We start from the raw sequence: 18,660 nt of genomic DNA, 5'->3' as shown, positions 1-18,660 counted from the left end.
GTCCGCACCCGGTCGAGAAGCCGCGCACCACCCCCCGATCCGGGTGGCCGGCCCGACGTTGGCAACCGCGTCCGACCACCCCTCACCTCCCGCAACGGGACACTGAAGAAGGAGAACCCATGCAAACCTGGGCCAAGCGCGGTATCCAGTCCGCACTTGTCACGGGTGGTCTGCTGATGCTCGGCACGGGCATCGCTTCAGCCCAGGAGAACGTCAGCCCCGACGCGCCTCCCTCGCCGCTGGACACCAAGGTCCGCGTGCCGATCGAGGTGGACGAGAACAACCTGGGCACGCCGGTCGGCAACCGGAACCTGCCGGAGCTGAAGCACGAGATCAGCACCGACAGCCTGCGCGCCACCGTCCCGCACAACCCGCTGGTCCGCGCGGCGCAGGGCCGCCTGGCCTCGACCGACACCGGGCACGTGACCCGCGGCAACTCGGTCGACGGCGACGTCGTCGTGCCGGTCAAGGCGTGCGGCAACGCCATCGCGGCAGGCGGCGACGCCCGCTCCGCCGCCGAGTGCCACCAGTCCACCCACAGCACCGGCGACATCGAGGCCGACGGCTCGCGCGGCTCGCTGGCCGGCAACACCGTCGCCGCCCACGCCGCGGACCCGGTCCTGGTGACCGGCAACGCGGTCGCCGTCGGCGCGACCGCCCACTCGGAGAGCACCGCGCGGCAGGACGCCGTCGCCGGCGGCGGCGTCGACTCCGACGGCTCGGACGGCTCCCTGTCCGGCAACGTCGTGGCGCTCCAGCAGGCGACGCCCGTCCAGGCGGCGAACAACGGCATCGGCGCGGCCGGTGTCGCCACCAGCACGGCGTCCGCCGACAGCACCGCGCGCTCCGGCGGTGCGCTCACCGCGAACGGCGACCGCGGCTCGGCGGTCGGCAACGTCGTCGGCGTGCCCCTCGCCACGGCGGCCACGGCCAACGGCAACGCCGTCGGCGGCGCCCTCGGCAACGCCGACACGCGGGCCGACGCGGCCACCAGCTCCACCGCGGGCGGCTCGCGGATCGCCCGCAACGGCGCGGCCCGGTTCATCGACGCCAGCGGCGAGGACTCGACCGTCGCGGGCAACGTGGTCCAGCCGCAGCTGGCCGGCCCCGTCACGCTGAACGACAACGCCGCCGCCGGCGCCGCCACCGCGGACGCGGCCAGCACCAGCGCGAACACCGCGAAGGCCGGCGGCGTCACGGACACCAGCGGCGACGACTCGACGGTGTCCGGCACGATCGCCGACGCGCCGGTCGCGCTGCCGGTGTCCGGCGGCGGCAACGCGGTCGGGTCGGTGCTCGGCAACAGCTCGGCCACGCACCGCAACGACTCCGCCGCCACCGCCGGCGGCGAGACGCTGACCAACGGCGACCGCTCGGTGCTGTCCGGCAACTCGGCGAACACGCCTCCGGCGGGCGCGGTCGACCTGTGCGGCAACGGCGTGTCCGGCGGCGGCGTCGCCACCGCCCGCTGCGACAACCGGGTGGAGTCCAACGCCGGCGGCTACAACGGCACCACCGGCAACGACAGCGTGGGCTCCGGCAACATCGGCCAGGCGCCGCTGGGCGTGCCCGCCGAGGGGTTCGGCAACGGCGCCGGTGTCGGTGGCGCGGCCTCGGGCACCGCCGCGGAGCGGAAGGTGATCCGCGCCGGCGGCGCGCCCAACAGCCGCGACGACAACGGCACCGGGTCGAGCAACGTGATCACCGCGCCCACGGCCGTCGGCGCGCAGGCGTTCGGCGACGCGGCCGGCGCGGTCGGCAACCCGTACGCCAAGGGCGACAGCGACACCACGGTCGTGGCCGGCGGTCCGGCCGAGGCGACCGGCAAGCACGGCTCGGCGTCCGGCAACATCGTCGAGGCGCCGACCTCGAACCCGGCGCAGCTGTTCGGCCTCTCCGCCGTGGGCGTCGGCAACAGCTCGTCCGAGGTGGGCAACCAGCTCGACGCGCGGTCCGGCGGCTCGGCGCTGTCCACCGGCGACGAGGGCACGGTCGCGGGCAACGTCCTGTCCGCGCCCCAGGCGTCGTCGCCGCAGGTGTACGGCAGCGCGGTCGGCGCGGCGGGCAACCCGACCAGCGCCGTGCGGAACGACTACACCTCGTTCTCCGGCGGCGACGTGCGCACCGCGGGCAACCGGGGATCGGTGGCGGGCAACGGCGTCAGCGCGCCGGCGGCCCTGCCGCTCCAGGTGTTCGGCGACACGGTGTCGGCCGCGGGCAACGGCAAGTCGGTCGCCGCCAACGACAACGCCGTGGTCGCCGGCGGCGACCACGAGACCGAGGCGATGGACTCCTCGCTGTCCGGCAACCTGCTGGCCGCGCCGGTGAACGCCCAGTCCGGCGCGTTCGGCGACGCGGTGGCCGTGGCCGGCCACTCCGCGACGGAGACCCGCAACACCAGCCTGTCCGAGTCGGGCGGCAAGTCCGGCGCGACGGGCCGGGGCTCGATGGCCGCGCAGCAGTTCTCGCTGCCGACCGAGACGCGTCCCGTCGTGCACGACGTGCCCGGCGAGGTGCTCGGCACCGCGACCCTCGACGTGCGCGACAGCGCACGCCAGCGCACCGGGGGCGACGACGAGGCGACCCGTGAGCTGAGCCCGCAGAGCATCCAGCTCCCGAGCAGCGTCGACAGCCTGATGGGCCCGACCGAGCTGCCCGCGCTGGCCGGGCTGGACCGGCTGGCGTCGTTCGGCAGCCTGGACCGGATGTCCGACCTGGGCGTGCGGCAGCAGCCGACCGCGGTGGTCCCGAACGCGCTGCCGGGGCGGTCGGCCGAGCGGTCCGCGGTGTCCGAGCCGGCCGTGCTGCCGGTGCTGACGCAGGTGATCGGCCGGCACGGCCTGCCCACCGACGGGCCGGGCGGCGCACTGGCGTTCGCCGGCCAGACCGCGCTGGGCGGGCTGACCGAGGGCTTGCGGTCCGCCGACACCGCGCACCTGCCGCGGACCGGCCAGTCCCAGCAGGCGGCGCACCCCCAGCAGGCGGCGCACCCCCAGCAGGCGGCGCAGCCCCAGCGGGCCGGGCAGCCCCAGCAGTCCCGGTCGGCCCAGCGGACCCGGTCGCCCCAGCGGGCCGCCCGGTCCCAGCGGCCCACCGAGTTCCAGCGCCCCACCGGGTTCCAGCGGCCCACCGAGTTCCGGACCGACCGGTTCCAGCCGACCGCGCAGCCCCGGCAGGCCACCCGGTCCGAGCGCGCCCGGTCCGTCCAGGGTGCGCGGCCCGGCGCGTTCTCGACGCTGACCGGCCACCTCGACCGGGCCGAGCCCGTTGGCCACGTCGACCGGGCGCAGACGACCGTCGTCCGGAACGCCGACCTGTCCCAGCCGGTGTTCGCCGCCAACCACGGTGGCCTGCTGGACACCGCCGAGCGGTCGTTCAGCGGCACCCTGCCGCTGGTCGGTGACGAGGTCCTGTCGACCTCGGCGGTGGAAGCGCTCCTGCCGGTGCGGGACCTCCAGCGCGACCTGCCGAGCCTGCCGGTCGCGTCCCCCGTCGCCCTGCCCTTCGTGGTGCCGGTGGCGGGCGTCGGCCAGCCGCGCACGGCGCTCCCCGTGCTGGGCGAGCACGCCCTCGTCGAGCCGGTGCTGGGTGGCGGGAGCACCGAGGCGCTGGGCCAGGTCGCGGCGACGCGGCCGGTGACGGCGATCGCCGAGCGCGTCAGCACGCCGGCGATGGCCGGCCTGGACGCGCGGACCGTGTTCGGCGCGCTGGAGACGACCGAGATCCTGCCGCGCATCTGACCGATCCGGCACGACGAGCCCGCGTGGCTCGGCGACACCGAGCCTCCCGGCTCCACGACTGAGCCCCCGGCGCCCACCGCGCCGGGGGCTCAGCCCTGCCGGCACCGAATTCGCTGGTCCGGAGCGGGACCGCGTCGTCCGGGTCGGGATCTCGCCCGCCCCCGCCGCGCCGGTCCCGGCGTCAGGCCGGCGTGCGCGGACCGGTGTGCCGCAGGCGTTCCTCCACGTGCGCGAGCACCGAGTGCACCGCCGCGTCGCCGTCACTGGTCACCCAGCACACCCGCACACCGGGCCGCAGCCGCACACCGCCGATCCGCACGGACCGCCCGGCCAGCTCCCGCACCCGCGCCGCCACCGCCTCACCGCTGCCGTTCGGGTGCTCCGCCACGACCGCGAACTCGTCGCCGCCGTACCGAGCCACCGTGTAGTCGTCGCGCAGCCCCTGCCGCAGCCGCCCCGCGATCGCCGTCAGCAACTCGTCGCCGCGCTGGAAACCGTGCGCCCGGTTCACCGCCGCCATCCGGTGCACGTCGGCCAGCACCAGCGACGCCAGCGTGCCGTGCGTGCGCGCCCGCGTCAGCGCCTGGTCTAGCCGGTCGAGCAGCAGCGCCCGGCCGGGCAGCCCGGTGAGCCCGTCGAGCAGGCGCGCGGAGTGCGGCACGTCCGACTGCACCGGCCGCAGCACCACCAGCACCTGCTGCCGGGGTTCGAGCGGGTGGTACTCGGCCCACAGCCGCGCGTGCGGCAGGACCATCGGGATGGTCAACGGCGCACCGGTGCGCAGCACCTGCGACGACAGCTCGGCGCACGACGGCAGCGGCGCGCCCGACGCGTCCCACGCGGCCGGTCGCCGGAAACCGCGCAGCTCGGCGCAGGGCACGCCCATCAGCGACGCGGCGAGCCGGTTGCCCGCGAGCACCGCGCCGCTCGCGTCCTGGAGCAGCACGCCGACGGGGAGCGCGGAGACGAGTTCGTCCCACACCGCACGGGATGCCGTCGTCTGCGCGGTACTCATAGGACCTGTGCCCTCCGCCGTGTGCAGGCTTGTCCACGACGAGCATCCCCACGGGTAGCAGGCTTTTCAAGTGCACGCATACCACCCGGTACGGTGATCTTCGATCACCGGCGCAACGCCTCGACCAGCGCGCCGAACGCCCGTTCGGGCACGATCGGCACCCGGTACGCCCGAGCCCGCCGCGCCTTGCCGGACAACGTGAACGGGTCGGCCGCGACGAGCACCCGCGTCGACCGCGTCACGCAGCTCTGGCTCACCAGCCCGGCGTCGTGCGCGCGGGAGATCCACACGTCGCGCGGTTCCGCCAGCTGACCGGTGAACGCCACCCGGTCGCCCGGCCGCAGCGCGACCCGCTCGATCGGCGCGGTCGCCACCGCGTGGCCCCGGCGCACCTCGCCGACGTCGTCGCCGGGCAGCCGGGGCCACGGGACGGTCGGCCCCGCCAACGCACCGTGCCGCAGGTAGTGCGCGAGCAGCCCGGCGGTGGCGCGGGCGTCGTGCAGCGCCGAGTGCGCGTCGTCCAACGCGACGCCCGCCGCCGCGCAGCACTCCCGCAGCGACCGCCCGCGGCCGGGCAGGTACCGCGCGGCCAACCGCATCGTGCACAGCCCGTCGAGGGCGAGGTCGACGCCCAGCCGGCCGAACTCGGCCGCCAGGAACCGCGCGTCGAACCCCAGGTTGTGCGCGACCAGCACCCGCCCGGCGAGCCTGCGGGCGAGCGCGCCGGCGGCCCGCGCGAACGTGGGCGCGTCCCACACGTCGGCGGCGCTGATCCGGTGCACGTGCTGGGGACCCAGGTCGCGGCCGGGGTTCAGCAGCGTGCACCACTCGCCGGTCCGCCTGCCCAGCTCGTCCACGTGCACCACGGCGACTTCGACGATCCGGTCCGACCGGCCCGCCGCGAACCCGGTCGTCTCGACGTCGACCACGGCATACCCCATGATCGGCAGACCATACCGAGGCCGATCACGCCCGCAGCGCCCGGAGCGTGAGGTCGACGACCGTGTCGGAGAACGCGCCCGTCAACGGGCCCGTCCGCAGCAGCCACCGCTGGTACACCGGGCCCAGCAGCAGCTCGGCGGCCGTCGGCACGTCCACGTCCGACCGGATCTCCCCGGCCCGCCCGGCCTCCGCCAGCCGCTGCTCCAGCACCACCCGCCGGGGCGTCAGCAGCAGGGTGACCAGGTCGGTCCGGGCCTCGTGCACCAGCATCCGGCACACCTGGTCGAACCGCCGCTCGACCAGCTCGGCGATCGCCTCCCGCAGCTCCAGCTTGAGGTCGTCGCCCAACTCGCCGCGCGGCCGGACGTCCCGCCCGGCCGCGCGGAGTTCGACGAACGCGTCGAACAGCAGGGTGCCCTTGGTGGGCCACCACCGGTAGATCGTCTGCTTGCCGACCCCCGCCCGCGCGGCGACCGCCTCGACGGTCAGCTTCGCGTAGCCGAGCTCCTCGACCAGCTCCAGAGCGGCCGTGAGCACGGCCAACCGCGAACGGTCGCTGCGCCGCGCCGCGTCGGGTGGCATCCCTTGATCGTATGCGCCGTGCTGTGGGCGTTCACACCGCGCGGAGCGGACCACCCGCCCGGACCGCTGTCGCGCGGACCACCCGGCCACACCGACCACCCGGCCACCCGCCACTCCGGCCACCCGGCCGCACCGGCCGGCCCGCGACGCCATCCCGGCCGCGCGCTCAGCCGACGGCCGTGCCGAACCACACCGGCAGCCGGTCGAGCAGGTCGCCCTGGTCGTCGCCGACCCACGCCACGTGGCCGTCCGGCCGCAGCAGCACGGCGGGCACGTCCAGCTCCTCGCTGACGTCCACGACGTGGTCGACCCGGTCCTCCCAGCCCGCCACCGACAGCCGGCCGGTCTGGTCGAGCAGCAGCCCGCGCCCGCCGCGCGTCAGCTCGTAGAGGCGGCCCCGCTTCAACCGCACGTCCCGCATCCGCCGCCCGAGCAGGTGGTGCCCCTCGCCGAAGTCGTAGCGGATCGCGATCGCGGTGAGCCGCTCGACCAGGTGCCGGTGCACGTCGTCGAAGTCCAGCAGCTCCGCCACCAGGGCGCGCACCGCCCGCGCGCCCGGCTCGGACGAGATCAGCTGCATCTGCGCGCGGGTCATCTCCAGGACGGCGGCGGCCACCGGGTGCCGCTCGGCGTGGTAGCTGTCCAGCAGGTCCGCCGGCGCCCAGCCGTCGATCTCGGCGGCCAGCTTCCAACCCAGGTTGACCGCGTCCTGGATGCCGAGGTTGAGCCCCTGCCCGCCGACCGGCGGGTGGACGTGCGCCGCGTCGCCGGCCAGCAGCACCCGGCCGGTCAGGTAGCGCTCGGCCTGCCGGGTGCCGTCGCCGAAGCGCGACAGCCGGCGCGGCGAGTGCACGCCGAAGTCCGTGCCGGCGTACGCCCTCAGCTGCCGCTTCAGCTCCTCCAGGGTCGGCGGGACCGAGCGGTCCTCGGCCAGTCCCTCGGCGGGCACGACGACGCGGTACAGCCCCTCGTCGCCGTAGGGGCCGACGCCGAACCGCAGGTGGGTCTTGCGGACCTCGGTCACCACGGCGGCCACCGTTTCCCTCGGCACGGCCACCTCCACCTCGCCCAGCAGCGTCTCGACCCTGGTCGGCTCGCCGGGGAAGCCCACGCCGAGCAGCTTGCGGACCGTGCTGCGACCGCCGTCGCAGCCGACGAGGTAGCGCGCGCGCAGCCGCGCGCCGTCGGCCGGCTCGACGGTCACCCCGCGCTCGTCCTGCTCCAGCCCGACCAGCTCGTGGCCGCGCCGGACCTCCGCGCCCAGCTCGGCGGCGCGCTCGGCCAGCAGGCGCTCGGTGACGGGCTGCGGGATGCCCAGGACGTAGCCGTGCGCGGTGTCCAGCCCCTCGGGCGCGGGCTTGTCGATGGCGGCGAAGAAACCGCGGAGCGGGTGCTGCCTGCCGTGCGCGAGGAACCGCTCCAGCAGGCCGCGCTGGTCCAGTACCTCGATGCTGCGCACGTGCAGGCCGAGCGCGCGGACGTGGTCGGTCGGCTCCGCCTCCCGTTCCAGCACGAGGACGTCCACCCCGTGCAGCCGCAGTTCAGCGGCCAGCATCAGCCCGGTCGGCCCACCACCGGCGATGATCACGTCGAACATGAACCCCCCAATTCGGAGTCGGCATTCCGGTCGGCCGCGCACGCCGTCCGCCGAGACCGCATCCGCCGGTATTCCGGGAAAATCCCCGGTGACACGCGGATCGCGGCATCGGCCGGAGATTGTGCGGCACCACCGGGGTCTTGTGGCAAGACCCCCGGTGCGCTATACGTTGAAAGTGGAGGGGGTTTACAAACCCCTGCGGCTCCCGCCTGCGACGAGGAAAGCCTCCCGACCCCGCCTCGAATGCCCGGAATTCCCGTTTCCGGCCCGCTGCCGTCGATTTCGCGAGGTGGTGGTGCGGGACCGGCTGCGCTACATCCCCGGCACGCTGCGGGAGGAGTGGCACGCGGCGATGCGGGCCCGGCCGCCGCGCACGCCGGAGGGGGTGGCCGACCTGCTGCGGTTCGGCGACACGCGGTTGCGGCTGCTCGCGGTGCCGCGGGTGGTCGGCGACCCCGGCACCGGCGACCGCCGGTCGCCCGGGGAGAATCGGCCGGGTGCGGATCGGGATGCTGGGGCCGTTCGAGGTCCACACGGACGACGGCGGCGCGGCGGGCGTGCCGGGCGCCCGGCTGCGCGCGCTGGTGGTCGCCCTCGCGCTGGAACCCGGCCGCGTGGTCCCGAAGGCGACGCTGATCGACTGGATCTGGGGCGAGCACCCGCCGTCCGACGCGGCGAACGCCCTCCAGCGCCTGGCGTCCCGGCTGCGGAGGGTGCTGCCGGACGGCGTGGTGGACGGGCAGGCGGGCGGCTACCGGCTGGCGGTGGCGCCCGACGCCGTGGACGCCGTGCGGTTCGAACAGCTCGTCGCCCGTGCCCGCGACGACGGGGAGCCGCGCCGGGTGGAGCTGCTGCGCGAGGCCCTCGGCCTGTGGCGCGGCGCGGCCATGCAGGACGTCGGCCTGTCGGACAGCGCGGCGTTCGACGCGGCGGTCACCCGGCTGGAGGGGCTGCGCCTGACCGCGCTGGAGGACCGGTTCGAGGCGGAGGTCCGCCTCGGGCGCGGTGCCGGGCTGGTCGCGGAGCTGACCGAGCTGGTCGCCGCGCACCCGCTGCGGGAGCGGCTCGTCGCCGCGCTGATGCGCGCGCTCGGCGCGGCCGGCCGGAGCACCGAGGCGCTGCTGGTGTACCAGCGGGCGCGCGAGGCCCTCGCCGACGAGCTGGGCGTCGACCCCTCGCCGGAGCTGTCCGAGCTGCACGTCGCGCTGCTGCGGGGCGAGGTGGGCCGGCGGGAGGAGGACCGCAGGACCAACCTGCGCGCCGAGCTGACCAGCTTCGTCGGCAAGGAGGACGACGTCGCCGCGGTCCGCGCGCTCGTCGCCGGGCACCGGCTCACCACCCTGGTCGGGCCGGGCGGCTCGGGCAAGACCAGGCTGGCCGCGGAAACCGTGCGCACGGTCCTCGACGACCTGCCCGACGGCGCGTGGCTGGTCGAGCTGGCGCCCGTCGGCGCGGGCGGTGACGTGGCGCAGTCGACGCTCGCCGTGCTGGGCCTGCGGGACGCGCTGCTCGGCGGCACACCGGACGCGGAGCCGATCGAACGGGTCGTCGCCGCGCTGCGCGAGCGCGAGGCGCTGCTGGTCCTGGACAACTGCGAGCACCTGGTCGACTCGGTGGCGAAGTTCGCCCACCGGGTGCTCGGCGAGTGCCGTCGGCTGCGCATCCTCGCGACGAGCAGGGAACCGCTCGGCATCACCGGCGAGGCGCTGTGGCCGGTCGAGCCGCTGGCCCTGCCCGCGGCGGACGCCGACGCCGACGGGATCGAGTCCTCCCCGGCCGTCCGGCTGCTGCGGGACCGGGCCGGCGCGGTGCGCAAGGACCTGGCGGTGGACGCGGAGGTGTCGGCGACGATGGCGCGCGTCTGCCGCGCGCTGGACGGGATGCCGCTGGCCATCGAACTCGCCGCGGCCCGCTTGCGCACCATGTCCCTCGACCAGCTCGCCAACCGGTTGGACGACCGGTTCCGCCTGCTGACCGGCGGCAGCCGAACCGCGCTGCCAAGGCACCGCACGTTGCGCGCGGTGATCGACTGGAGCTGGGAGCTGCTCAACGACGCCGAGCGGGTCGTCCTGCGCAGGCTCTCGGTGTTCTCCGGCGGCGCGAGCCTGGAAGCGGCCGAGCGGGTCTGCGCGGGCGACGCGGTCGAGGCGGGGCAGGTGCTCGAACTGCTGACCGCCCTGACGGAGAAGTCGCTGGTGCGCACCGAGGGCGGGGGCGCGCCGCGCTACCGGATGCTGGGCACGGTCAAGGAGTACGCCGCGCACCGGCTCGCGGAAGCGGGCGAGGCGGAGTCGACGCGCCACGCGCACCTCGCGCACTTCACCGAGCTGGTCGAGGCCGCGGAGCCGCACCTGCGCCGCGCCGAGCAGCTGGACTGGCTCGCCGTGCTCGACGCCGAGTACGACAACATCGCCGCCGCCATGCGCGGCGCGCTCGCGGCGGGCGAGGCGCACGGCGCGATGCGGCTCGCGGCGGCGGCCGGCTGGTACTGGTGGCTCGGCGGGCACAAGGTCGAGGGCAACGAGCTGATCACGGCGGCCACCGCCACGCCCGGCGAGGTGCCCGACGAGATCCGGGTCGTCGTGTACGGGTTCGTCACGATGTTCCTGTCCTCCGGGCGGGGCGGCGACCAGTACCAGGCGGAGCGGTGGATCCGCGAGGGGCACGAGGCGGGCAGGCGCGTCCGGGACCCGCACCCGACGGCGGCGTTCCTCGCCGCCCTGGAACACCTGGTGCGCGCGCCGGACGAGTTCCAGCGCGCGTTCGAGCCGCTGCTCGACCACGACGACCCCTGGGTCCGCGCCCTCGCCCGGCTGCAACTCGGCAAGATGCGGATCGTCCACGGCGTCGCCGGGCGGGAGGCGGACGCCCACCTGGAGACGGCGCTGGCCGAGTTCCGCGCGATCGGCGACCGGTGGGGCACCTCGTTCGCCCTGAGCGAGCTGGCCGACCGGATCGCCGTGCGCGGTGACTTCGCCGCCGCGTGCGCGCACTACGAGGACGCCATCGCCGTCGTCACCGAGGTCGGCGCCCTGGAGGACGTCGTGCGGATGCGGTCGCGGCAGGCCCAGCTGCACCGGCTGGCGGGTGACGAGGAGGCGAGCGCGACCGCCCTGGCCGAGGCGCAGCGGTGCGCGGAACGGGTCGCCTGGCCGGAGGCGCTGGTCGAGCTGGCGCTGTCGAGGGCGGAACTCGCCCGCTGGAGCGGCGACGTCGAGCAGGCGTCCCGGCACCTCGGCGTCGCCACGGCCCTGCTCGGCGAGGCCGTCGACCGGCCGAACGTCCGCGCGCTGGTGCGGAACTTCCTCGGCTACCTGGCCGAGGGGCTCGCCGAGGCGCGCGAGCACCGCGCCGCCGCCCTGCGGGCGGCCGACGAGGCCGGGAACGCGCCCACGACGGCGCAGGTGGTCGTGGGCGTCGCGGACTTGGCGCTGCGCCGGGAGCAGCACGAGCAGGCCGCGCGGTTGCTCGGGGCGAGCGCCGCCGTGCGGGGACTGCCGGACCGCTCCCAACCGGACGAGGAGCGGGTCGAGCGGGCCGCGCGGGGCCACCTCGGCGACGCGCGGTTCGCCGAGGCCGTCCGGGAGGGCGCGCGGGCGGACTGGCACGAGCTGGTCGCGGCCGTGCTCGACGGGTGAGCCGCGCCCGCGGGGTGATCGTCACGGCGGTGGCCGAACGCCACCCCGAGGCCAGGACCGTCGGGGCGGCGGAGTTCCGGATGTCGTGCTTCCGCGTGCGGCACACGGAGGAGGCCCGGTCCCACCTGTCGGACATGTGGTTGGCCGACGCCGACTGACCGCCGGCCGCCGGGTCGCATGCACGGCGCGGTTGACCGGACAGCCCTGAAGCAACGGACATCTGCTGAGGTCAGCGGACGGTCTTCGTTGCGTTCGTCAGTCCGGTAATGCAATGATCTTGCCGTGAGAAGTGGTTCCTGACGTCGAGCGGCAAGGGGCGCGGATGCCTGGAGAGAGGCTCACCCACCAGGACCGGCGGCAGATCGCCACGGGACTGCGCGACGGCCTGACCTACGCCGCGATCGCCCGCCGCATCGGGCGGCCGACCTCGACCGTCACCCGCGAGGTGATGCGCCACGGCGGGCCGGGCGGCTACCAGGCCGACCGGGCGCACCGGGAGGGCACCCGGCGCGCGCCCCGGCGCGGGACCACGCCGCCGACCCCGGCACCGCGGCGAGCCGACCTGGGCGGGCGCGACCCGCGGCTCGTCGACGGGGTGGCCGCGCGGAACGCGGAGCTGTTCGTCCAGTCCGGGTTCGCGCGGATGCCGGCCAGGGTGCTCGCCGCGCTGCTCACCACCGACAGCGGCAGCCTCACGTCGGCCGACCTCGTGCGACGCCTGCGGGTCAGCCCCGCCTCCGTCTCCAAGGCCGTCGGCTACCTGGAGGGGATGGAGATCATCAAGCGCGAGCGCGACCCGCACCACCGCGCGGAGCGCTACGCCATCGACGACGACGTGTGGTTCCAGGCCATCATGGCGAGCGCGCGCATCGACGCCCGGATCGCCGCGGAGTGCCGGGACGGCGCCCGGCGGCTCGGCGTCGCCACACCCGCCGGCGCGCGGCTGGAGAACATGGGCCAGTTCCTCCACCACGTCAGCGACGACCTGGTGCGCTCGGCCAAGCACTGGCGCCGGGTCCACGCCACCCACCCGACCGCCGAGGCCGACGACGCCGAGATCGACGAGGACCCCGCGCCCGGCCGAGCGCGGTGACTTCCGGCCCGGCAGCGCCCCCGCGCCCGCCGGCGGCCCGCGATCGGCCGAGCCGCGCCGGCGGCGGCCCGCGATCGACTGAGCCCGCGTCCGGCGGCGGTTCACGACCGGTCGAGCCCGCGCGCGCCGGCGACCCGGTGATCGGCCGAGCCCGCACCCCGCCCGCGGCCCCGTGATCGGCCGAGTCGGCGTCCGGCGGCGGCGAGGAACTGCCCCGGTCCGCTGTCCGCCAGGCACGCGCGCGCTGCGTGGCCTGCCCGGCGGGGACCGGCGGGTCACCGACCACGCGACCCCGGCCCGCCGTCCGCCGCAGCCGCCGGCGCAGAGGTCTCCGCACCAACGCTCGCGCAGAGGTCCCCGCCTGGGGGTTCCCCGATTTTCATTGGATCACAGAGGTACGACGTTTTCGCCGTGCCGTCCTGAGAGCGCGGGCTGACGGGCCCGGTCGCCCGCGCACCGGTCGTCGTCCGCCGCTCCCCGCGGTGCTCGTGCGTCAGCCCCGTATCCGCGCCTCGATGCCGTCGAGCAGGAAGTCGAGACCGGCCCGGAAGGTCTGGTCGGCGTCCAGGTGGGGGCCGTCGCGGACGACCGAGGCCAGCGCGGGGAACCGGCCCGTCGCGAAGGTCCGCTCCAGGTAGGGCCCGAAGGCGGCCTGCCACTGCGCCTGGTCCAGCCCGGAGGCACGCTCGGCGCGCCGCTCGGTGATCTCCCGCCGCACCGCGCCGACCACGTACGCGTTGACCGCGGCGACCGCAGGCACGACGGTGGCCAGGTCGACCCCGCCCAGCCCGGCCACCACGGCTTCGCCGGCGGCCAGCGTGGCGGGCCCGAGCCGGGGTCGCCCGCCGAGCAGGTCGGCCAGCCACTCGTGCCGGTGGGCGGCCTGCCGGGTGGCCTCGGCGAGGGAGCGCAGCACCTCCCGCCACCCGTCCCCGGTCGGCCGGATCTCGACGTGGACCGCGTCGACCATCAGGTCGAGCAGCTCCTCCTTGGTGGCGATGTAGCCGTACAGCCGCATCGGGCCGACGCCCAGCACCGCGGCGACCTTGCGCAGCGACACCGCGTCCAGCCCGTCCGCGTCGGCCAGCCGGATCGCCGCCCGGACGATCCGCTCCCGGCTCAGCGGGGCGGGTGCCGGCCGTTCCGGCGGCTCCGGCCGCTCCCACACCAACATGCCGCCGACGATACACGCGTACGATACGCTGTATCGACAAATACACTGTATCGAAGGAGTGGGCCATGACCATCGCCATCGTCGGCGCGGGGTTGGGCGGCCTGACCCTCGCCAGGGTGCTGCACGTGCACGGCATCGAGGCCGTCGTGTACGAGCGCGAGTCGTCGCGCCACGCGCGCGGTCAGGGCGGGATGCTGGACATCCACTCCGGTCAGCGGGCGTTGCGCGAGGCCGGCCTGGTCGACGGGTTCCACGCGATCGCCCGCGCCGAGGGCCAGGACATGCGGCTCCTGGAGCCGGACGGCACCCTGCTGTGGCAGGAGGACACACCCGAGGACGCCCCGCTGCTGCGCCCCGAGGTCGACCGCGCCGACCTGCGCGACCTGCTGCTGGACTCGCTCCCCGAGGGCACGGTGCGCTGGGGCCGCGCCTTCGCGTCCGCCGACGGCGGCGTGCTGCGCTTCGCCGACGGCGGCAGCGCGACGCACGACCTGCTCGTCGGTGCCGACGGCGCGGGCTCCCGCGTCCGCGCGCTGCTCACCGACGCCCGACCGGCGCACATCGGCCGGCACGTCGTCGAGCTCGGCATCCCCGACATCGACCGCACCCGCCCCGACCTCGCGGCGATGGTCGGGCGCGGCAACTACTGGGTGCTCGGCGACGGCCTGTCCCTGGCGGCGCAGCGCAACGGCGACGGCCGCGTCCGCATCGGCCTCGGCTTCCACCGCACCGCCGAGGACTGGATCGCCACCAGCGGCATCCCGTTCGACGACCCGGCCGCCGCCAAGGCGCGGCTGGTCGACCTGCTCGCCGGCTGGGACCCGCGGTTCACCGCGCTGATCGCGGCCTGCGACGACGTGGTCGTGCCTCGGCCGATCACCGCGCTCCCGATCGGCCTGACCTGGCCGTCGACACCGGGCGTCACGCTGCTGGGCGATGCCGCGCACCTGATGCCGCCGGTGGGCGAGGGCGCCAACATGGCGCTGCTCGACGGCGCCTCGCTGGGCCTCGCGCTGGCCGCGCACCCGGACGACCACCCCACCGCCGTCGCGGAGTACGAGCGCGAGATGTTCGAGCGCACCGCTGCCGCCGCCCGGATGTCCGCGGACGTGCACGAACTGTTGATGTCACCGGACGCCGCGCGGAAGATGCTCGCGTTCTTCCAGCCCGGCTGAGCGACCGGGCGCCCGGCCGGCGGGGGCCCTCAGGCGAGGAGTTCGGCGAGGCGGGCCATCTCGGTGGGCGGGTCGACCACCGGCTGGACGAGGAGTTCGTCGACGCCGGCCCTGGCCAGGGCGGTGATGCGGCTGCGCAGGTCGTCGCGGGTGCCGACCAGGGCCAGCCTGGTCATCAGCGAGGGCAGGACCAGGTCGCGGTCCTCCGGTGCGATGCGCCCGAGGTAGCCGGGGTAGAGCTTGGTGTGCCGGTCCGGCGCGGTGGCGGTGGTGCCGCGCCGGTCGAGCAGTCGCCGCACCGCTTCGCGCTCACCGGGGCCGAGCCGCTCGGCGAAGGAGGGCGTGTCGGCGGCCGTGTCGGCGGCGAAGGCCAGCAGCGACAGGACGAGGTGGCCGGTCGCGTCGCGGGCCGCGTCGCCGTGGGGGTCCTCGTCCTCGTCGAGCACGTGGAGCGCGGTGACCAGGTAGGAATCCACGGGATGGCGGTGCGTCCCCCGGGCGGCGTGGCGGCGGGCGTCGTGCAGCGCGCGCCAGGCGGCGGGGTCCGGCAGGCCGAAGGAGACGAGGCCGGTGCCGAGGCGGCCGGCGACGGCGGCGGCCTTCGGCCCGAGCGCGGCCACGACGAACTCGATCGGGTCGGTGGTGTTCACGTGCGCCCCGGTGTGCAGGAACCGGATGTCGCGGACCCGGTCGCCCTCGCGGTACCCGGTCGAGCGCCCGGCGCACAGGTCCTGCAACGCGGCGGTGAACTCCTCCAGCGCGGCCGTCGTGGTCGGCGGCATGCCCAGGGTGCGCCGGGCGGTGTTCCCGGTGCCGACCCCGCAGACGATTCGGCCCGGCGCCAGGGCGTTGAGGCCCGCGAACCCGCTCGCGGCGGCCGGGGCCGAGCGCAGCGCCGGTGAGGTCACGCCGATGCCGAGCTTGATGCGACGGGTGGCCTTCGCGCACAGGGCCAAGGCGATGAAGGGGTCGCCGTGGACCATCGGGGTGTCGTTGAGCCAGAAGCTGTGCAGGCCCAGCTCCTCGGCCCGCACGGCGAGGTCCTCCACGCCCGGTCGCGCGGTGGCCACGACGCCTGCGCGCATGGGGACCTCCCCGGCGTGATCGTCGTCGATGGCGAGGATAGACCTGTGCGCCGGACGACCGGGGCCGAACGCACCGGGCCGAACGCACCGGGGATCAGGGGGTGAGGACGAGCTTGCCGTGGAGGTGTCCGCTGTCGAGCACCCGGTACGCGTCGGCGACGCGCTCGAACGGGAGGCTCGGGAACGCGATGAACCTCATCTCCGCCGCAAGCCCGGACCAGCAGGCGGGACCACCCCGCCCCTCCGCGCCCGCGCACCGGTGAGTTCCCGCGCCGCCCCCGTCTGTACAGGTGGGACCGACTTGCGGGAGGGTGGCGCCATGCGGAAACTGATCTTCGGCATGAACGTCACCCTGGACGGCTACATCGCCGCGGCCGGCGACGACATCGGCTGGGGCGGGCCGCCGAGCGACGAGCTGTTCCAGTGGTGGCTCGACCGGGAGCGCGCGGTCGGCCTGTTGCTGTACGGGCGCAAGCTGTGGGAGACGATGAGCTCCTACTGGCCGACCGGCGACCAGCGGCCCGACGCCACCCCGGCGGAGGTCGAGTTCGCGCGGAACTGGCGGGAGACGCCGAAGGTGGTGTTCTCCTCGACGATCGACGAGGTCGACTGGAACACCCGCCTGGTCACCGGCGACGCGGTCGCCGAGATCACCCGGCTCAAGGCCGAGGACGGCGCACCGATGGGCATCGGCGGCGCGACGCTCGCCGGGGCGGCCGTGCGGGCCGGGCTGGTCGACGAGTACCAGCTGGCCACCTACCCGGTCCTGGTGGGCGGCGGCACGCCGTTCTCCACCGCGCTGGACAGCTGGGTGAACCTGAACCTGGTGGAGACGCGGACGTTCCCCGGCGGCGTGGTCCTGACCAGGTACGAGACGAGGCGCTGAGCGCTCGTCAGTTCTTGGGCCGCGGGAAGCGGTGGTTCAGCGGCTGCCGAGTTCCCCCTTGGTGAACCCGTGTTCGCGTGCCGTGAGCACAGTGGCGAGTGCAGGGACGAGCAGTGCGAGCGCGACCCAACTCAGCCAGGATGCGTCCAATCCGCCGAGGACGAGACCTCCGATGACGCCACCACCGGCGATCCCGACGTTCCACCCGGTGGTGAGGAGTGCTTGGGCGACATCGCCGGCGTCGCCCGCTGCTTCGGCGACCGCGGTCTGCAGCAGGGTGGAAGTGCCGCCGAACGCGAGCCCCCAGAGCGCTGCGCCGGCGTAGACGAGCGCAGGCGCGCTGGAGAAGAAGCCGAGCAGAACCGCAAACGTCGCGAAGAGCACACACGCGAGGATCATGAGGAGGCGCAGGTGCCGGTGGATGAGCGCTCCGGCGATCCAGATGCTCACCAGCGACACCAGGCCGAAGGTGAGCAGCACGGCGTCGACTTGACCTGCCATGCCGAGCGGCGTGAGGAACGGGGCGATGTAGGTGTAGAGGGTGTTGTGGGCGAGCACGAACGTGAGGGTCACGAGGAGCACGGGCGCTACGCCGGGAATTCGGAAGGTGCGGGCGAGCGGGAGCCGTGAGCCCTTGGGTTGTCCGGGGAAGTTCGGCACCGCCGCGACGACCCACACGATCAACGCGAGCGTGAGGGCGGTCATGATCCCGAACGCGTACCGCCACTCGACGAGCTTGGCCAGGAGCGCGGCAGCAGGAACTCCGACGGACAGGGCAACGGTTCCGCCCGCCATCGCGATCGCCATCGCCTTGCCGCGCTGATGTGGGGGAACCATCCGTCGCGTGTACCCGGCCAACAGCGCCCAGAGCAGCCCGCCGACGATGCCGCCGAGGAACCGGGCGGCCAGCGTGAGCGCGAGGCTCTCGGAGAGCGCGGTGACGGTGTTGGCGATCGCGAATCCTGCGATGGCCACCAGCAGCAGGTGTCGGCGCGGCCAGCCGGTCGTCGCCGCGGTGAGCGGGATCGCGGCGAGGATCGCCCCGATCGCGAAGGCGGTGACGCTCTGCCCGGCAGCAGTCTCGCTCACCCCCAGGTCTCGGCTCATCTCGGGAAGCACCCCGGCGGGCATCGTCTCGGTCAGGAGCGTGATGAACCCGGTGGTGGCCAAGGCCAGCAGACCCGCCAGCGGGAGCCGGGCGTTCGTTGTCGAGTGAAGTGGCAGAGTACCTGGTCGTGACATGGCCTTATCATCGATGGGTGACATCAGTGTGAAGGTCCACTCGGTGTCCGCCAAGTCACAGAACGCCGGCCACAGAGGGCGAGGAGAGGGACATGCGGATCGGTGAGCTGTCGACGCGCACCCGGACCCCGATGAGGTTGCTGCGCTACTACGAGGAGCAGGGGCTGATCGAGTCAGCTCGACTGCCCAACGGATACCGGGACTACGAGGAGTACGTCGTCGACCGGGTTCTCCAGGTACGAGGTCTGCTCGATGTAGGGCTGCCCACACGGATCATCAAGCAGATCCTGCCCTGCCTGAACACCCCCCGCACGATCCACATGCCCTACGTCACGCCGGACATGGTCGCGACGCTCGAACGTGAACGCGACCGCATGGCCGAAAAAATCGAATGCCTCACCAAGAACCACCAGGCCATCACCGACTACCTCGACGCCGTGCGCCGAAATATCCGAGCCTCCTAACCGATGTCGGGCCTGCTGGAGCCCATT

The 18,660-nt window shown here is 74.9% G+C and carries 14 protein-coding genes; 7 read left to right on the top strand and 7 right to left on the bottom strand.

The window, feature by feature from the left end; all coding sequences use genetic code 11:
* Positions 1 to 119: 119 nt before the first annotated feature.
* On the top strand, positions 120 to 3,740 hold the full coding sequence (locus C8E97_RS01320; RefSeq protein WP_147454970.1) for a hypothetical protein: 3,621 nt from the start codon (positions 120 to 122) through the stop codon (positions 3,738 to 3,740).
* Positions 3,741 to 3,921: 181 nt separating this feature from the next.
* Here the strand turns inward: C8E97_RS01320 and C8E97_RS01315 are convergent, their stop codons facing one another.
* The 4 genes from C8E97_RS01315 to rox form a co-directional block, all read right to left on the bottom strand.
* Positions 3,922 to 4,755, bottom strand: coding sequence for a sensor domain-containing diguanylate cyclase (locus tag C8E97_RS01315; RefSeq protein ID WP_121000861.1), 834 nt, complete (start codon positions 4,753 to 4,755; stop codon positions 3,922 to 3,924).
* Positions 4,756 to 4,859: 104 nt separating this feature from the next.
* A complete protein-coding gene (locus C8E97_RS01310; protein ID WP_121000860.1) occupies positions 4,860 to 5,696 on the bottom strand; it encodes an exonuclease domain-containing protein in 837 nt (278 codons plus the stop codon).
* 25 nt (positions 5,697 to 5,721) lie between these two features.
* The gene (locus C8E97_RS01305; RefSeq protein ID WP_121000858.1) at positions 5,722 to 6,279 is read right to left on the bottom strand and encodes a TetR/AcrR family transcriptional regulator; all 558 of its coding nucleotides are present in this window, start codon (positions 6,277 to 6,279) and stop codon (positions 5,722 to 5,724) included.
* 166 nt (positions 6,280 to 6,445) lie between these two features.
* Positions 6,446 to 7,876, bottom strand: a complete 1,431-nt coding sequence (gene rox, locus C8E97_RS01300) for a rifampin monooxygenase (protein WP_121000856.1) — start codon at positions 7,874 to 7,876, stop codon at positions 6,446 to 6,448.
* Between the two features lie 497 nt (positions 7,877 to 8,373).
* Here rox and C8E97_RS01295 point away from each other — a divergent pair, with 497 nt between their 5' ends.
* The 3 genes from C8E97_RS01295 to C8E97_RS01290 all read left to right on the top strand — a co-directional run bounded on the left by C8E97_RS01295 (position 8,374) and on the right by C8E97_RS01290 (position 12,607).
* Positions 8,374 to 11,514, top strand: a complete 3,141-nt coding sequence (locus C8E97_RS01295; RefSeq protein WP_121000854.1) for an ATP-binding protein — start codon at positions 8,374 to 8,376, stop codon at positions 11,512 to 11,514.
* A complete protein-coding gene (locus C8E97_RS34225; RefSeq protein ID WP_170211567.1) occupies positions 11,511 to 11,672 on the top strand; it encodes a hypothetical protein in 162 nt (53 codons plus the stop codon). The genes C8E97_RS01295 and C8E97_RS34225 overlap by 4 nt, the downstream gene beginning before the upstream one ends.
* Before the next feature lie 164 nt (positions 11,673 to 11,836).
* On the top strand, positions 11,837 to 12,607 hold the full coding sequence (locus C8E97_RS01290) for a GbsR/MarR family transcriptional regulator (protein WP_121000852.1): 771 nt from the start codon (positions 11,837 to 11,839) through the stop codon (positions 12,605 to 12,607).
* Positions 12,608 to 13,100: 493 nt separating this feature from the next.
* Here the strand turns inward: C8E97_RS01290 and C8E97_RS01285 are convergent, their stop codons facing one another.
* Positions 13,101 to 13,781, bottom strand: a complete 681-nt coding sequence (locus C8E97_RS01285) for a TetR/AcrR family transcriptional regulator (RefSeq protein ID WP_121000850.1) — start codon at positions 13,779 to 13,781, stop codon at positions 13,101 to 13,103.
* Positions 13,782 to 13,846: 65 nt separating this feature from the next.
* On the opposite strand from C8E97_RS01285, the gene C8E97_RS01280 reads away from it, so the two are divergent.
* Positions 13,847 to 14,956, top strand: coding sequence for an FAD-dependent oxidoreductase (locus C8E97_RS01280; protein ID WP_121000848.1), 1,110 nt, complete (start codon positions 13,847 to 13,849; stop codon positions 14,954 to 14,956).
* Positions 14,957 to 14,985: 29 nt separating this feature from the next.
* On the opposite strand, the gene C8E97_RS01275 is transcribed toward C8E97_RS01280, so the two are convergent.
* The gene (locus C8E97_RS01275; RefSeq protein WP_121000846.1) at positions 14,986 to 16,041 is read right to left on the bottom strand and encodes an LLM class flavin-dependent oxidoreductase; all 1,056 of its coding nucleotides are present in this window, start codon (positions 16,039 to 16,041) and stop codon (positions 14,986 to 14,988) included.
* Positions 16,042 to 16,360: 319 nt separating this feature from the next.
* Between C8E97_RS01275 and C8E97_RS01270 the strand changes: the two genes are divergently transcribed.
* Positions 16,361 to 16,927: a dihydrofolate reductase family protein gene (locus tag C8E97_RS01270; protein ID WP_121000844.1), complete on the top strand. Its 567-nt coding sequence runs from the start codon at positions 16,361 to 16,363 to the stop codon at positions 16,925 to 16,927.
* A gap of 36 nt (positions 16,928 to 16,963) precedes the next feature.
* Here C8E97_RS01270 and C8E97_RS01265 read toward each other — a convergent pair whose 3' ends face one another.
* Positions 16,964 to 18,193, bottom strand: a complete 1,230-nt coding sequence (locus tag C8E97_RS01265) for an MFS transporter (protein ID WP_281275305.1) — start codon at positions 18,191 to 18,193, stop codon at positions 16,964 to 16,966.
* A gap of 68 nt (positions 18,194 to 18,261) precedes the next feature.
* On the opposite strand from C8E97_RS01265, the gene C8E97_RS01260 reads away from it, so the two are divergent.
* Entirely contained in the window at positions 18,262 to 18,633 is a 372-nt protein-coding gene (locus tag C8E97_RS01260; protein WP_121000842.1) for a MerR family transcriptional regulator, read from the top strand.
* Positions 18,634 to 18,660 lie beyond the last annotated feature (27 nt).

This window comes from Saccharothrix australiensis (assembly GCF_003634935.1).
In the GTDB taxonomy this organism is placed as follows: domain Bacteria; phylum Actinomycetota; class Actinomycetes; order Mycobacteriales; family Pseudonocardiaceae; genus Actinosynnema; species Actinosynnema australiense.
This window is presented reverse-complemented; position numbering and strand designations above follow the sequence as displayed.

Coding starts and splice junctions, on each gene's coding strand:
- C8E97_RS01270 (WP_121000844.1), top strand. CDS start 16,361: ATGCGGAAACTGATCTTCGGCATGAACGTCACCCTGGACGGCTACATC.
- C8E97_RS01290 (WP_121000852.1), top strand. CDS start 11,837: ATGCCTGGAGAGAGGCTCACCCACCAGGACCGGCGGCAGATCGCCACG.
- rox (WP_121000856.1), bottom strand. CDS start 7,876: ATGTTCGACGTGATCATCGCCGGTGGTGGGCCGACCGGGCTGATGCTG.
- C8E97_RS01320 (WP_147454970.1), top strand. CDS start 120: ATGCAAACCTGGGCCAAGCGCGGTATCCAGTCCGCACTTGTCACGGGT.
- C8E97_RS01305 (WP_121000858.1), bottom strand. CDS start 6,279: ATGCCACCCGACGCGGCGCGGCGCAGCGACCGTTCGCGGTTGGCCGTG.
- C8E97_RS01285 (WP_121000850.1), bottom strand. CDS start 13,781: ATGTTGGTGTGGGAGCGGCCGGAGCCGCCGGAACGGCCGGCACCCGCC.
- C8E97_RS01315 (WP_121000861.1), bottom strand. CDS start 4,755: ATGAGTACCGCGCAGACGACGGCATCCCGTGCGGTGTGGGACGAACTC.
- C8E97_RS01275 (WP_121000846.1), bottom strand. CDS start 16,041: ATGCGCGCAGGCGTCGTGGCCACCGCGCGACCGGGCGTGGAGGACCTC.
- C8E97_RS01260 (WP_121000842.1), top strand. CDS start 18,262: ATGCGGATCGGTGAGCTGTCGACGCGCACCCGGACCCCGATGAGGTTG.
- C8E97_RS01280 (WP_121000848.1), top strand. CDS start 13,847: ATGACCATCGCCATCGTCGGCGCGGGGTTGGGCGGCCTGACCCTCGCC.
- C8E97_RS01265 (WP_281275305.1), bottom strand. CDS start 18,193: ATGTCACCCATCGATGATAAGGCCATGTCACGACCAGGTACTCTGCCA.
- C8E97_RS01310 (WP_121000860.1), bottom strand. CDS start 5,696: ATGGGGTATGCCGTGGTCGACGTCGAGACGACCGGGTTCGCGGCGGGC.